This window comes from Chitinilyticum litopenaei DSM 21440 (genome assembly GCF_000428145.1).
Classification (GTDB): domain Bacteria; phylum Pseudomonadota; class Gammaproteobacteria; order Burkholderiales; family Chitinibacteraceae; genus Chitinilyticum; species Chitinilyticum litopenaei.
Genome location: NZ_ATZJ01000061.1, coordinates 1 through 13354 on the forward strand (window position 1 = coordinate 1; position 13354 = coordinate 13354).

General features: G+C 63.1%; 13 protein-coding genes and 1 tRNA gene. 4 read left to right on the forward strand and 10 right to left on the reverse strand.

Annotated elements, in window-relative coordinates; genetic code table 11:
* From C515_RS21515 to rfaE2, 5 genes are all read right to left on the reverse strand, one after another.
* Nucleotides 1–189: helix-turn-helix domain-containing protein (locus C515_RS21515; protein WP_043650007.1), on the reverse strand; the 189-nt coding region annotated here is incomplete at its 3' end.
* Nucleotides 190–255: 66 nt separating this feature from the next.
* Entirely contained in the window at nt 256–606 is a 351-nt protein-coding gene (locus C515_RS0115750) for a RidA family protein (protein WP_028456304.1), read from the reverse strand.
* A gap of 88 nt (nt 607–694) precedes the next feature.
* Nucleotides 695–1891 carry a DesA family fatty acid desaturase gene (locus C515_RS0115755; protein ID WP_028456305.1) on the reverse strand — a complete coding sequence of 399 codons (1197 nt, stop codon included), beginning with the start codon at nt 1889–1891 and terminating at the stop codon, nt 695–697.
* Between the two features lie 72 nt (nt 1892–1963).
* The gene (locus C515_RS21520; RefSeq protein WP_043650009.1) at nt 1964–3274 is read right to left on the reverse strand and encodes a mechanosensitive ion channel family protein; all 1311 of its coding nucleotides are present in this window, start codon (nt 3272–3274) and stop codon (nt 1964–1966) included.
* Complete coding sequence (gene rfaE2 / locus C515_RS0115765; protein ID WP_144290497.1) at nt 3271–3762, reverse strand: D-glycero-beta-D-manno-heptose 1-phosphate adenylyltransferase; 492 nt, start codon at nt 3760–3762, stop codon at nt 3271–3273. The genes C515_RS21520 and rfaE2 overlap by 4 nt, the downstream gene beginning before the upstream one ends.
* Before the next feature lie 127 nt (nt 3763–3889).
* On the opposite strand from rfaE2, the gene C515_RS0115770 reads away from it, so the two are divergent.
* Nucleotides 3890–4648, forward strand: a complete 759-nt coding sequence (locus tag C515_RS0115770; RefSeq protein WP_028456307.1) for a competence/damage-inducible protein A — start codon at nt 3890–3892, stop codon at nt 4646–4648.
* Nucleotides 4649–4704: 56 nt separating this feature from the next.
* On the opposite strand, the gene C515_RS0115775 is transcribed toward C515_RS0115770, so the two are convergent.
* Both C515_RS0115775 and C515_RS0115780 read right to left on the reverse strand, forming a co-directional pair.
* A tRNA-Gly gene (locus C515_RS0115775) sits at nt 4705–4779 on the reverse strand.
* A gap of 152 nt (nt 4780–4931) precedes the next feature.
* Nucleotides 4932–6092: an iron-containing alcohol dehydrogenase gene (locus C515_RS0115780; protein ID WP_028456308.1), complete on the reverse strand. Its 1161-nt coding sequence runs from the start codon at nt 6090–6092 to the stop codon at nt 4932–4934.
* Nucleotides 6093–6265: 173 nt separating this feature from the next.
* On the opposite strand from C515_RS0115780, the gene C515_RS0115785 reads away from it, so the two are divergent.
* The gene (locus C515_RS0115785) at nt 6266–7213 is read left to right on the forward strand and encodes a substrate-binding domain-containing protein (protein ID WP_028456309.1); all 948 of its coding nucleotides are present in this window, start codon (nt 6266–6268) and stop codon (nt 7211–7213) included.
* Between the two features lie 86 nt (nt 7214–7299).
* Here the strand turns inward: C515_RS0115785 and C515_RS0115790 are convergent, their stop codons facing one another.
* Both C515_RS0115790 and C515_RS0115795 read right to left on the reverse strand, forming a co-directional pair.
* Nucleotides 7300–7818: a single-stranded DNA-binding protein gene (locus C515_RS0115790; RefSeq protein ID WP_028456310.1), complete on the reverse strand. Its 519-nt coding sequence runs from the start codon at nt 7816–7818 to the stop codon at nt 7300–7302.
* On the reverse strand, nt 7818–9200 hold the full coding sequence (locus C515_RS0115795; RefSeq protein WP_043650012.1) for an MFS transporter: 1383 nt from the start codon (nt 9198–9200) through the stop codon (nt 7818–7820). Before C515_RS0115795 ends, C515_RS0115790 begins: the two co-directional genes overlap by 1 nt.
* Before the next feature lie 389 nt (nt 9201–9589).
* On the opposite strand from C515_RS0115795, the gene C515_RS21525 reads away from it, so the two are divergent.
* Both C515_RS21525 and C515_RS0115805 read left to right on the forward strand, forming a co-directional pair.
* A complete protein-coding gene (locus C515_RS21525; RefSeq protein ID WP_051305024.1) occupies nt 9590–10897 on the forward strand; it encodes an alpha/beta hydrolase family protein in 1308 nt (435 codons plus the stop codon).
* A gap of 497 nt (nt 10898–11394) precedes the next feature.
* Nucleotides 11395–12381 (forward strand): erythromycin esterase family protein, encoded by a 987-nt coding sequence (locus tag C515_RS0115805; RefSeq protein ID WP_028456312.1) that lies wholly within the window; start codon nt 11395–11397, stop codon nt 12379–12381.
* 39 nt (nt 12382–12420) lie between these two features.
* Here C515_RS0115805 and C515_RS0115810 read toward each other — a convergent pair whose 3' ends face one another.
* Nucleotides 12421–13353: an IS5 family transposase gene (locus C515_RS0115810; protein WP_028456099.1), complete on the reverse strand. Its 933-nt coding sequence runs from the start codon at nt 13351–13353 to the stop codon at nt 12421–12423.
* Between the last annotated feature and the right edge of the window lies 1 nt (nt 13354).

The following is a 13354-nucleotide window of genomic DNA, read 5'->3' on the forward strand; positions in this document are numbered from 1 at the left end:
GAAACGGCGTCGCCACAACATGATGGTGGGCGCGGTTGTGCGCAATTGCAGGGCGATTTCCTTACTGGGAACGCCTTCGGCGGTCATGAGGATGATGCGGGCGCGCAGCGCCTGCTTTTGTGGTGTCGAGCCGCGGCGAACCCAGGTTGTCAATTCTTGGAGATCGGCCTCGGAGAGTGAAAGGGTCATTGGTCGTCGCATGTAAACAATGACCTAATAAGTAAAGATTTGTTCCGCCCTATGCACTAGTGATGCTTACAGCGCCGCCACGACGGTCATTTCAACCTTGTAGCGCGCATCGGCCAGCCTGGCCTCGACGGTCGCACGCGCCGGCGTGTGGCCGTGCGGCACCCACTCGGCCCAGACTTCGTTCATCGCGTCATAATCGGCCATGTCGGCCAGATAGATGGTGACGGTAAGGATCTTGCTCTTGTCCGAGCCGACCTGGTGCAGCAGCCGGTCGATGCAGCCGAGCACTTCGCCGGTCTGCTGGCGGATGTCGCCATTGAGGTCTTCGGCAATCTGGCCGGCCAGATAGACGGTGTTGTTGTGCACGACGATTTCGCACAGGCGCGGGCCGACGTGGTAACGCTGGATCGAGGACATGCGGGTTCTCCAGAAGGACGGTGGGTTCGAAACGGGCAGGATGCAAAAAGCGGGCCGAAGCCCGCTTGCTGGCGATGACTTCAGTGTATCAAACGGCGGCAATCATGCGCAGGCGGCGGGAGAACTCCTGCAGCGCCTGGATGCCGCTGGCCTCGGCCCTCTCGCACCAGTCCTGCAAGTGCTGCAGCAGCTCATTGCGCGACAGCGAGGAGCGCTCCCACAGCCGTGCAAGCTCCTGGCGCATCGCATACACCTGGGCGAGCAGCTGCGATTGCGCCAGCACCTGCGCCAGATGATCACGCTCATGCTGGGGGGTATCCTTGGCATCCTGCTTGAGCCATACCTTCATGCTGCGCCAGTTGAGCTGCGGCAGGCGCGTCGACGCGGCGATGCGGTTCAGCTCGGCCTGCACGGTGGCCTGCAGCATGCGGGCATAGCTGGCGGCAATGGCGTAACGGTTGGCGACAATGGCGGCCAGCGCCTGCTCGTCGAGCTGCGCGCGCGCCTCACCCAGCTTGAGCTGCGGCGACACGCGCCTTACCCTGGCCAGGCGCAGCATTTCCATGCTGCGAATGTAAAACCAGCCGATGTCGAATTCGAACCACTTGTAGGACAGCCGCGCCGAGGTGCCGAAGGTGTGGTGATTGTTGTGCAGTTCTTCGCCACCGATCAGGATGCCCCAGGGCACGATATTGGTCGCGGCGTCCTCGTTCTCGAAATTGCGGTAGCCCCAGTAGTGGCCGATGCCGTTGATGACGCCGGCGGCGAAAAAGGGAATCCACACCATCTGCACGGCCCAGATCCAGATGCCGTTGGTGCCGAACAGCGCGAAGTCGATGATGAACATCAGCGTGGGACCCAGCGCGCTGTACGGGGTATAGAGATGGCGCTCGATCCAGTCATCCGGCGTGCCGTGGCCATACTTTTCCAGCGTCTCGCGGTTTTTCGCTTCCTCACGGTATAGCTCTGCACCCTGCCACAGTACTTTCTTCAGGCCCAATACCTGGGGGGAGTGCGGGTCCTCGGCCGTTTCGCAGCGCGCATGGTGCTTGCGATGGATCGCCGCCCACTCCTTCGTGACCATGCCGGTGGTGAGCCACAGCCAGAAACGGAAGAAATGGCTGACCAGCGGGTGCAGGTCCAGCGCGCGGTGCGCCTGATGGCGGTGCAGGAAAATGGTGACGCCGGCAATGGTGATATGGGTCAGCGCCAGCACCACCAGCACATAACCCCACCAGGGCAGGTCAATAAGGCCGCTCAGCAGGGCGAGAATGAAGTCTTCCATGAATCTGCTCCAGCAATGCCGGGCTGCTTGTCCAGCCTGGCTGTAAGGAAGTCTAAATGATAAGCGCCGGGATTACGCGGACTCGCCCTGCCGTGCGTCGGCCTGATGCACATAGACATCGCGGCGGGGATAGGGAATCTCGATGCCATGCTCGGAAAACGCCTTCCAGATCGCCATGTTCAGATCGTGCTTGAGGGCCAGCTGGCCGTTTTCCGGGTCTTTCAGGAAAAAGCCCAGCGTGAGGTTGATGCCGCTGTCGGCAAAGGCGGCGACAAAACCGCCCGGCGCCGGCGTGTCGCACACGCGCGGGTGGGCTTTCGCGATTTCGGCCAGCAGTTGCGTGGCTTTTTCCAGATCGCTGCCGTAAGCCACCTGCACCGGCAATCCCACCCAGATTGACTTGTCCGAATACGATTGGTTCACCACGGTGGAGGTCACCAGGGTCTCGTTCGGAATCAGCGCCTCGGTGCCATCGGCCGAGCGCAGCACCACGTAACGCGAAGTCAGCCCCTTGATGATGCCGGTGCGGTTGTCGATCTGCACCATGTCGCCCAGCTTCACCGAGCGGTCAAGCAGGATGATGAAGCCGGAAACATAGTTCGAGGCGATCTTCTGCAGGCCGAAACCCAGGCCGATACCGATGGCGCCGCCAAAGACCGACAGCACGGTCAGGTCGATGCCAACCAGCGGCAGCGCAATGATCACCGCCAGCACCACCAGCAGCGAGCGCATCACCTTGACGGTCACGACGCGGACATTCATGTCCATCATGTCGGCACTCATCAGGCGACGCTCGATTTCCCGGCCTATCCACATCGCCACCAGCATGGTCAGCGCGACCGACAGCAAACCCTGGCCGATATCGAGCAGCGAGATGTGGATCTTGCCGGCATTGATCTGGATGCCGCCGAGGAAGGCCTGGAATTCGGCGAGCACGCCCATGATGTGCAGCGCGTAGATCGCCCAGATCGCGGCAGCCATGCGCTTTTCCCAGCGCAGCACCCAGGCCGCGCCATTGAAGACATGGCGCAGCACATAAACCAGGATGCGGATATTGGCCATGGCCATCATCAGCACATTGGCCAGCTCCAGCAGCTGGAAGGGGCCGGCCAGCCACAGCTTCAGCACCCACTCCCCCAGCGTGACCAGCAAAAAGGCATTCAGCGGGAACCAGACGCGCTGCACGCCTTCGCGGCCGATGCGCATGCCGGTCGAATGTCCGTCGCTGGCGCCCATGCGGCGGCTGACGCGGCGACTGATGAAGGCAGCAATCAGCAGCGCCAGCCCGATCACCAGCAACTGCAGCCAGAAATCATGGCGCATGACGCCGTGCTGGTTCAGATCGGCAACCAGCGCGGTAATGAGGTTGTTGCGTTCAATCATGATTGCTGGCGAATCCTGTTCAGCGTTTGCGTGGTCGAGGTCTGGTGCAGGAAGGGAATCGAGTGCACCTGCCCGCCCCAGCCCAGCACTTCCCTGCTGCCGACGATGCGGTCCACGCTCCAGTCGCCGCCCTTCACCAGGATGTCGGGCTTCACCTGCATGATCAGCTCATACGGCGTGTCCTCGTCAAACCAAGTGACGAGATCGACCGAAGCCAGCGCGGCCAGCACGGCGGCGCGCATTTCGGTACTGTTGATCGGGCGGTCATCGCCCTTGCCCAGCCGGCGCACCGAGGCATCGGTATTGATCGCCAGCACCATTGCGGCACCCAGCGCGCGCGCCTGCGCCAGATAGCTGACATGACCACGGTGCAGGATGTCGAAACAGCCATTGGTGAACACCAGCGGGCGCGGCAGGCTGGCGATCCGGCCGGCCAGTTCGGCAGGCGGGCAGATCTTGTTTTCGAAAGCGGGCGCAGGATAGATCATCATTTTCAACCAATGGAATCAACAAAGCCGGAACTCCATTGTACGGATGTTCCGGCTTATCATTACAGCGGAATTAGACCGGCAGCCCCGGCACTTTGCAACCCGCAATAATCACGGACACACCACCATGGCCCGTTTCCAGCTTCTCATCATCGGTGATGAAATCCTCAGCGGCCGACGCAGCGACCGGCACTTCGCTGCCGCGCAGTCGCGCCTTCAGCAGCACGGCCACACCATCGCCAGCGCACACTACCTGCCAGACCAGCCGCAGGAACTGATCGCCACCTTCCGCCGCACGCTGGCGGCGAACGCCAATGTCATTTCCTTCGGCGGCATCGGCGCCACGCCGGACGACCACACCAGGCAGGCGCTGGCCATGGCAGCCGACGTACCGCTGGAGCTGCACGGGGAAGCCGCACGGCTGATCCATGAGCGCTTCGGCGCGGCGGCCCTGCCCTATCGCATCCACATGGCTGACTTTCCGGCCGGCAGCAGCCTGATTCCCAACCCGGTGAACCAGGTTGCCGGCGCCTTCTTCCGCAATCACGCCCTCCTGCCTGGCTTTCCGGAAATGGCCTGGCCGATGCTGGACTGGGTGCTGGAGCAGCATTATGAAGACGGCGTGCGTGACACCGTACTGTCGCTTATCGTCCCGGATGCCCGAGAAGGCGAACTCGTCGGCCTGATGGACGAGGTGGTGCTGCGCAACCCCGGCATTGCCTTCAGCAGCCTGCCAAGCTACGGCAACGAGCGCCACCCCGGCCCGCACATCGAATTCAGCGTGACAGGCAGCCCGGAAGCTGCCGCCAAGGCCATGAATGAACTGCAGGAGGGCTTAGCCAGGCTGCAGCACGTCTGGCAGACCTCGTCGCCGCCCGCCGATTGATTGCGGGCGCAACGCGCGAGAAAAAAGCCAGACCGCGAGGTCTGGCTTTTGCATTCTGGAGCGGGCGATGGAAATCGAACCCACGGCATCAGCTTGGGAAGCTGAGGTATTACCATTTATACGACGCCCGCTTAAGGCAGCGATTGTAACACAGGAATGCCGGGAATGCGCAAGACCGGCATGGCAAATGCACGCGCCATCAGCCAGATACACCTTAACCCATATCGTCATAGCCCTTATTAATCAATAGTTTTCAGCCCATACCCCGATACAATCCGGGCAACTACACAGACATCCGCACAATGGCTGCGCAGTCGGCGGCGGTGAGCTTGCCGTGCTCGCCCACCGGCTGCGGCTTGTGGCGCGGCAGGTTGGCTTCGACACGGGTAGCCGCCTCTGCGGCATCGATACCTGCTTCAGCCAGCGTCACCGGCAGCCCCATGCGGACAAAGAAATTACGCGTGGCGGCAATGGCGCCGTCGATGATGGCGTCGTCGCTACCGGAAAGCCCCCAGACACGTTCGCCGTACTGCCTGAGCTTGGCGGCCTTGTCCATGCGGCAATACCGCAGCAGCGCCGGCACCACAACAGAGAGCGAGCGCGCATGATCCAGCCCGTAGAGTGCGGTCAGCTCGTGGCCGATGGCGTGGCTGGACCAGTCCTGCGGCTGACCCGCGCCAATCAGGCCGAACAGCGCCTGGTTGGCGGCCCACATGTAATTGGCACGGGCATCGTAGTTGTCGGGCTCGGCCAGCGTTTGCGGGCCGACTTCGACCAGCGTCTGCAGGATGCCCTCGGCCATCCGGTCCTGCACGCGGGCATCGACCGGATAGGTGAGGTATTGCTCCAGCGTATGCACAAAGGCATCGACGACGCCGTTGCCGACCTGGCGCGGTGGCAGGCTGAAGGTGAAACAGGGGTCGAGGATGGCGAAGCGCGGAAACACATGCTCACTGCGGAAGGATTGCTTGTCCTGTGTTTCGCGGCGTGAAATCACGCCGACATGGTTGCTCTCGGCGCCGGTAGCCGGCAGCGTCAGCACCACGCCCAGCGGCACGGCACGCTGCACCGGTGTGCGGTTGCCCACCAGCAGCCAGGGATCAATGCCATCATCCAGGCAGAGTGCGGCGGCAATCCATTTGCTGCCGTCGATCACCGAGCCGCCGCCGACGGCCAGCACCCAGTCCACCGCCTCGCGACAGCCCAGTTCGGCGGCACGCTTGAGGGTTTCGTATTCGGGATTGGGCTCGATGCCGGCAAATTCGATCACGGTGCAGTGCGCCAGCTGCGCCAGCACCGCATCCAGCACGCCATTGTTGCGGATACTGTTGCCGCCTGCTGTCAGCAGCACCTTGCTGCCGGCAGGAATCTCGCGCACCAGCTGGCTGACCTGGCCACGGCCAAAATGGATGCGGGTCGGGGCATGGAAGGAAAAATTCAGCATGAGCATCTCCGGGCAAGAGGGCAAACAGTGACTTTAACAAATGCGCCCGGCCAGGTCATTGCGGGAATGCCTCAGCTGCCGCCCGTCAGCTTGAGGCCGCACGCTGATGTAAGGCAGCCAATACTGACAAAACAATTGCCGCACTTACATCCATTCACTGTCGGAGCATCAACATGAAACCCCTTCTAGCACTGGCAACACTGCTTCTCGCCAGCATTGCGGGAGGCGCCTTCGCCGCTGACAAGCCGAGGCCGGAACACATCGGCATGAGCATTTCCAGCCTGGCCAACCCCTACTTTGTCGCCCTGACGCGCGGCGCACAGGATCGCGCCCGGCAGCTGAACCCGCAGGTAAAACTGACGGCACGCTCGGCCGAATACGACGTCCACCGGCAGATCGCCCAGATCAGGGAGCTGATGGGGCTCAACATCGATCTGCTGATTGTCAGCGCCTCGACGGAAGACGGGCTCGCGGCAATCCTGCAGGAAGCGCGCAAGAAAGGCATCGTGGTGATCGGCGCCGATGTGCGTGCCAAAGGCGCAAGCCAGACCGTGCTGACCGACAATCTGCAGGCCGGGCAGAAAGTCTGCGACTACCTCGCCAGAGCCATCAACGGCAAAGGCACATTCCTGATCCAGAATGGCCCGCAGGTTTCTTCCGTGCTAGACCGGGTCAGCGGTTGCAAGCAGGCGCTGGCGGCATACCCGGGAATCCGGCTGCTCAGCGACAAGGAAGATGGCAAGGCGTCCGTCTGGGGCGGGCATGCCTCGCTGCAGGAATCGCTCAAGCGCTACCCGCAGATCGATGCACTGTTCACCATCAACGACCGGCAGGCGCTCGGCAGCCTGCAGGCCCTGCGTGAAGCGGGGCAGACCCACACCCTGATCGGCTCCGTCGATGGCTCGGCGGCGGCCGTCAAGGAAATCGCCGGTGGTGCGCAGATCGTCGTCTCCGCCAGCCAGTCCCCCGAAACCATGGGACGCCGCGCAATCGATATGGGCGTCGCCCTTCTCAAAGGCGCCAGACCGGAAGCCGAACTCGAATTGCTCGGCACCACGCTGGTTACCCGTGACAATGCCGCAACCTTCATCGCCTGGGACGCCAGCAAGCCGGGGCACTGAGCGGCGCCAGTGCCAGAAATAACAAAGCCCTGATTGCTCAGGGCTTTTTGCTGCCGGTTTCAGGCTGTAAACCGTACTGCGGTCGATCAGAACGGAATATCATCCTCGAAATCGTCAAAGCTGCGTGCCGGCTTGGCGGCAGGAGCCGGAGCAGCCTGGCGCGGCGCGGCGGCCTGCTGCGGTGCGGCCGGTGCGCTGTATTCCTGGTTGTACTCGTTGCCACCGCTGTAGCCGCCACCCTGACCGCCACCCATGCCACCGCCGTCACCACGGCCACCGAGCATCTTCATTTCATCGGCCACGATTTCGGTGGTGTAGCGGTCAGCGCCGGTCTGCTTGTCCTGCCACTTGCGCGTTTGCAGACGGCCTTCGATGTAGACCGAGCTGCCCTTTTTCAGGTACTGGCCGGCGATTTCGGCCAGGCGGCCATACATGGTGATGTTGTGCCACTCGGTTTTTTCCTGCTTCTGGCCGGTGTTCTTGTCCTTCCAGCTCTCGGTAGTGGCGATCGAGAAATTGCAGACCGCGCCGCCCGAGGGCAGGAAGCGGGATTCCGGGTCGCGCCCGAGGTTGCCGATCAGCAGCACTTTGTTCAACGATGCCATTAGTTTGTCTCCGCAATTAGCTGTTCTGCCGCCGCCTCGTCCCAGCCATCCTGCAGGACCTTGAGCAAGGCAACGCGCTCGTCTATCAGTACGACGGCCTCTTTCACGCCGTCCAGGCTCGCCAGTTTAGCAGACAGCACCCCGGCATCGCCCTGCCAATCTTCGCCGATGTGAAACATGCGCGTGCGCACCGGCAGGGGCGGCTGCATGCCCCAGGCGACCGCCAGCCACCCGGCCATCAGCAGCGCGCACAGCGCGAACACCGGCGCCGGGCTGCCGTAGCGCTCGAAGAGCCAGCCGGCCAGCACCGCGCCCAGGAACATGCTCGCCGACTGGCAGGTGGTGTACACCCCCATGGCGGTGCCCTTGGCCTGCGCCGGAGCAATCTTGGAAATCAGGCTGGGCTGGGTGGCCTCCAGGACGTTGAAGGCAATGAAATACAGGGTGAGCCACAGCACGATGGCGGCCAGGCTGGGCAGCCACAGCGTCATGCCGAGCTGCGCGGCCAGCATCAGCGCGATGGCAAAAAGGAAAACGCGCTTCAGTTGCCGCTTTTTCTCGCCATAGATCACCGCCGGCACCATCAGCACGAAGGCCAGCAGCACCACCGGCAGATACACCCACCAGTGCTGCCCGACCTCCAGGCCACCGACGCGGGTCAGCAGCAGCGGCATCACGGTGAACATCGCCATCTGCGCGGCGTGCAGCGCGAACACGCCATAGTTGAGGCGCAGCAGCTGCCCATCGCGCAGCACCAGCGGCAAACGGCTGGAGCTGGTTTCGGTGTCCGAATGAAAGCGCGTGACGGCCGGATCGGGAATGATGCGCCACACGCCGATAAAGGCCAGCGCCGCCAGGGCGGCCGTCAGCGCGAAAATGCCCGGCAGGCCGATTGCGGCGGCCAGCTTGGGCGCGGCGACCAGCGAAACGGCAAAGGTCGTGGCGATGCTGCCGCCGATCATCGCCATCGCCTTGGTGCGGTGCTCCTCGCGCGTGAGGTCGGCCAGCAAGGCGGTGATCGCCGCCGAAATCGCCCCCGCGCCCTGCACCGCGCGGCCGACGATCAGCCAGACGATGTGCTCGGACAGGGCGCAGATCAGGCTGCCGACGACGAACAACGCCAGGCCGATATAGATGACCCGCTTGCGGCCGATATGGTCGCTCCACATGCCGAAGGGCAATTGCAGCAGCGCCTGCGTCAGCCCATAGGCGCCCAGGGCGAGGCCGACCAGTACATGGTTTTCCCCGCCCGGCAGCTGCTTCGCGTACACGGCGAACACCGGCAGGATAAGGAACATGCCAAGCATGCGCAGCGCATACAGGCCGGAAAGGCCCAGCGTGGCGCGCAATTCAAGGGCGGTCAGTTGCAAAGCGGCAGACATGCAGGTCGCAGGACGAATGGTGAAGCGCGCATCTTAGCAGCTTGCCACCACCTCGTTGCCCCGCCGAATTTACTTATGGGTATACGTCCACAGCCCATTCATATAAAAGGCTGCATATATATACATCAACCGGTATAAACCGGAGCCCGGCAGCATCAGCCTCCAGTGGTTTGCGCGTGTGCCGCAGAAAGCCCGGCGAGCCAGCGCAAAGACCAGCCATGCAGAAGTGCGCCATCCTTGACCTCTGCATGGCTGCAGTTTGTCTCTGTGCTGCGACTGGCAGCGCGCCGCGCCACCGCTACAGAATTTCACAAACTTTCATACTTGATTGCAGCTTGCGCAAGATTACGCCCCTACACTGCCGGCGACCCTCACACCGGAGCCTGCCCATGTCCCGCCTTGCCCGCTGCTGCATTGCCACCCTGCTTGCCCTGCCCTTCGCGCTGAGCGCCTGCGGTGGCGGCAGCGACCAACCCGCCACCTCCAAACCCACCCCAACCCCCACCGCGATACCGGTCACGCCCACGCCAACGCCGTCACCACTGCCGCAAGTGCTGCTGCGCGTCGACAACTACAGCAAGGCCGGCGAGCTGGGCGCCGGCAGCAGCCAGCTGCTGCGCTACCGCAAGCCCGCGATTCGCGGCGGCGACACCGAAGCCAACACGCTGCTGTTCACCCCCAAGGGCACGGCGCCGGCTGGCGGCTGGCCGCTGGTGGTCTGGGCGCATGGCACCACGGGGGTGGCCGACGCCTGCGCGCCCAGCCGCGACTTCGCGCTGGACCAGGACCGCGACATGGTCGCCGCCCTGCTGCAAGCCGGCTTTGCCGTGCTGGCGCCCGACTACGAAGGCCTGGATGCACCGGGCATTCACCCCTACCTGAGCCTCGACAGCCAGGGCCGCTCGATTACCCATGCCGTGCTCGCGGCCCATGAAGTGATCGATACCCGTTTTACCCGCTTTGCGCCCGGCTGGGCCGTGATCGGTCATTCGCAGGGCGGCTTTGCCGCGCTGGCCGCCGCCCAGCACGCCAGCGCCCTGCGCGAACGCTATCCGCTGCGCGCCACGGTCGCGCTGGCGCCGGGCAGCGATCTGGTGCTCACCGTCAGCGAGCTGTTCGCCAAACTCGATCAGCTGCAGGCCGCACACGACAGCAAGCCCAGCGAAGCCACACTGGACGCGCTCGGTGAAGCGGTATTCACCACCGCCTATAACGGCACCATGCTGGCGCATGGCCTCGCCAGCCAGAATCCGGCCATCGGCGTCGCACAGGTCGTAGACCCGCGTTTCCTGCCGATTGCCGCACTGGCGGCAGAACAGCGTTACTGTCTGGACGAGCGCAATGAATTCGTCGGCGCGCTGCAGCAGGATCTGGTGCGCCACCTGCAGGCGGGCGGCAAGCTCGCCAGTTACCCGTCCCTGCGCCGCGACCTGCTCGACAACACCGTGATCCTCCAGCAACTCGAGCGCAACCGCCCCGGCCAGGTCAAGCTGGATGGACCCATCCTGATGGTTCAAGGCACGGAGGACACGCAGACTCCGGTCCAAGCCGCCCGCGTGCTGGCCAAGACCATGCAGTCATTGGGTAGCCAGGTGCAGTATGTGGAAGCCCCTGGTGGCGACCACGGCAGCATCCTGCTCAGCCACCGCGCCCAGGCCATCGACTTTTTGCGCCAGCAGCTGCTGGCCACGAAGTAGTCGCTGATCGGGCAGTGGCGTCAGCGCCGCGTTGCTCATGCCGGCATTCCACGGGCCTCCCCCGCGGGACGCCGGCATGGCTAATTGCCGAGCTGGCAACCCGATCGGGAATTAGAAAAAGGTATACGCATGCAGCCCTTAGCTGCAAATGGCTACAGCCATATACCCAACAAAATGCAGAAGATTCCGGCAAGAAATGCAGCACCTGCCCCGCCCGGGCAACAGACCACTGCCGCGAGAATGAATAAGCTCAGCATCTTCGTAGGCCGGATAAGCGCAACGCCATCCGGAACCGCGCAAGCGCCAGAAGGCGCTACGCTTATCCGGCCAACTGCGCCTGGTTTTCTCGGCGGCGGGGCAGCGACCCCACCCCCCCACCCTGTGCAGCATGCCCGGCACTGCGTCGGATATTTCACAAATCCGACAAAAACTGTCTAGTAATCTGAATTTCATGTAATTTTCAGAAAACCAAAAACAAGCAAATCAGGGGCAAGACAATGCAGACAGTCCGGAAAACCACGTATGGCAGGCTTGCGCTCGCGCTGGCCACCGCAATGCTGGGCGCATGCGGAGGCGGCAACGCTGACACGCCGCAAGCAAACCAGCTCGACCCGGCAATAATCCAGCAGGAGATCGATGCCCGCAGCGTCGCACTGGCCTCCATTGATCCCAACCACACCGATTTTTCCGACCTTGCCGTGTTTGGCCAGAGCGTCGGTGACGCGCGCATTGTCGTGCTGAACGAAACCGAACATGCACTGGGCGAAAACATGCGCCTGGTTGCCCGGCTGACCCGCTATCTGCATGAACAGAAAGGCTTTGATGTGTTCCTGATGGAAAGCAGCCTCTTCGATGTGCAGCGCATGGTTGAACTGAAACAGCAGCAGGGCATCTCCTATCTGGACTCCGGCCCCGGCCGCATGTTCTTTGCCACATCCCGCACCGCCGAAGGCCGTGAACTGGTGCGCTATCTGGATCAGGCGGCACAGGGCGGCCGACCGCTGCAGCTGGCCGGCGTCGATGTGATGATGGGTGGCGAGTCATCGCTGACCGAATTGCTGCCGCGCCTTGAGCACTACCTGCGGCAAAACGGCTCCACGCTGCCGGACTCGGCAAACTGGCCGGCTTACCGCATGGTCAGCCAGAAAATCGCCAGCCTGGTCCAGGTGCAAAGTGACCGGCCCAGCAGCGCGGAGCAAGCCGCGTTTCAGCAGGTTTCCACCCAGCTGGCCAGCGAGCTGTGCCAGACACCTTACGCGGGTGAAGCGGTTTTCGAGTCAAAGAGCTACTGGTGCCGCGTCACGCAGAGCCTGCCTTATCAGGCACGCTATCTGTGGACATCGGCTGGCAGCAGCAATGCCGACCTGAACTGGGCAGAACGCGACATTGCCCAGGGCCAGAACGCCGCATGGTGGCTGGAAGGGCCGTTTCGCGGCAAAAAGGCCATCCTCTTCACGCACGCCGCGCATGGCTCTGTTGCATAACTCAGCCACAGGCCGAGACTCCCCAACCCCCTGACGGATTCAGGCCACGCGCACCGTCACCGGTGTGCCCAACTGTGTGAAGCGGTTCAGCAGGGCGGCACGAACCTGGAGCTCCGCTACCTGCCGCTCAAACGTGCGAGCCTTCACCCGTTCACCCAGCAATTTGAAACAGCGCATCTTGGCTTCAACCAGACTGCGCTGGTGGTAAGTACTCCAGCGTTTCCAGATCGCGGGCCCCAGCCGGCGCATCGCGCGCAGCGCTTCGTTCCGCACCCTGGCGCCGTCGCTTTGGTCTTTCCACGGCTGGCCGTTTTTGCGTACCGGAATGATTGCTTCCGCCCCGCGTGCCGCAATCGCGGCATGGCACGCCTTGGTGTCGTAAGCGCCATCGGCGCGAACGCTGGCAATCGGCTCGTCGGCTGGAATCTGCGCCAGCAAATCCGGCAGAACCGGTGCATCACCGACGCCATTGCCGGTGACCTCAATTGCGCGGATTTCCAGCGTTTGCGCATCAATGCCCAGATGCACCTTGCGCCATTGCCGGCGGTATTCGGCGCCATGTTTTTTGCGTTTCCACTCGCCTTCGCCGAGGAATTGGATGCCGGTGCTGTCGATCAGCAGGTGTAAGCCACCCTGGCTGCGTCGCGCCGGAATCCGCACTGTCAGAGTCTGCTGACGACGGCTGAGCGTGCTGTAATTCGGTGCCTGCCAGTCGAGGCCGGCCAGCTTGATCAGGCTCTCGACCATGCCGATGGTCTGGCGCAGAGCCAGGCCGAACAGCACCTTGATCGATAGGCAAAACTGGATGGCGGCCTCGGAGAAGGTGGGCTGCCGCCCGGCCTTGCCGCCGGCCGGGGCATACCATTGCATGGCTGGATCAAGCCAGATCAGCAACGAGCCGCGCGCCTTGAGCGCGGCGTCGTAGTCACGCCAGTTAGTGGTTTTGTACTTGGCTGGGGCGGGCTTGGTCATC

What these genes read in the sequence shown, in the direction of transcription:
- C515_RS0115785 (WP_028456309.1), top strand. Translation starts at nt 6,266, where the DNA reads ATGAAACCCCTTCTAGCACTGGCAACACTGCTTCTCGCCAGCATTGCG.
- C515_RS0115750 (WP_028456304.1), bottom strand. Translation starts at nt 606, where the DNA reads ATGTCCTCGATCCAGCGTTACCACGTCGGCCCGCGCCTGTGCGAAATC.
- C515_RS0115795 (WP_043650012.1), bottom strand. Translation starts at nt 9,200, where the DNA reads ATGTCTGCCGCTTTGCAACTGACCGCCCTTGAATTGCGCGCCACGCTG.
- C515_RS0115810 (WP_028456099.1), bottom strand. Translation starts at nt 13,353, where the DNA reads ATGACCAAGCCCGCCCCAGCCAAGTACAAAACCACTAACTGGCGTGAC.
- C515_RS21520 (WP_043650009.1), bottom strand. Translation starts at nt 3,274, where the DNA reads ATGATTGAACGCAACAACCTCATTACCGCGCTGGTTGCCGATCTGAAC.
- C515_RS0115755 (WP_028456305.1), bottom strand. Translation starts at nt 1,891, where the DNA reads ATGGAAGACTTCATTCTCGCCCTGCTGAGCGGCCTTATTGACCTGCCC.
- C515_RS0115790 (WP_028456310.1), bottom strand. Translation starts at nt 7,818, where the DNA reads ATGGCATCGTTGAACAAAGTGCTGCTGATCGGCAACCTCGGGCGCGAC.
- C515_RS0115770 (WP_028456307.1), top strand. Translation starts at nt 3,890, where the DNA reads ATGGCCCGTTTCCAGCTTCTCATCATCGGTGATGAAATCCTCAGCGGC.
- C515_RS0115780 (WP_028456308.1), bottom strand. Translation starts at nt 6,092, where the DNA reads ATGCTGAATTTTTCCTTCCATGCCCCGACCCGCATCCATTTTGGCCGT.
- rfaE2 (WP_144290497.1), bottom strand. Translation starts at nt 3,762, where the DNA reads ATGATCTATCCTGCGCCCGCTTTCGAAAACAAGATCTGCCCGCCTGCC.
- C515_RS0115805 (WP_028456312.1), top strand. Translation starts at nt 11,395, where the DNA reads ATGCAGACAGTCCGGAAAACCACGTATGGCAGGCTTGCGCTCGCGCTG.
- C515_RS21525 (WP_051305024.1), top strand. Translation starts at nt 9,590, where the DNA reads ATGTCCCGCCTTGCCCGCTGCTGCATTGCCACCCTGCTTGCCCTGCCC.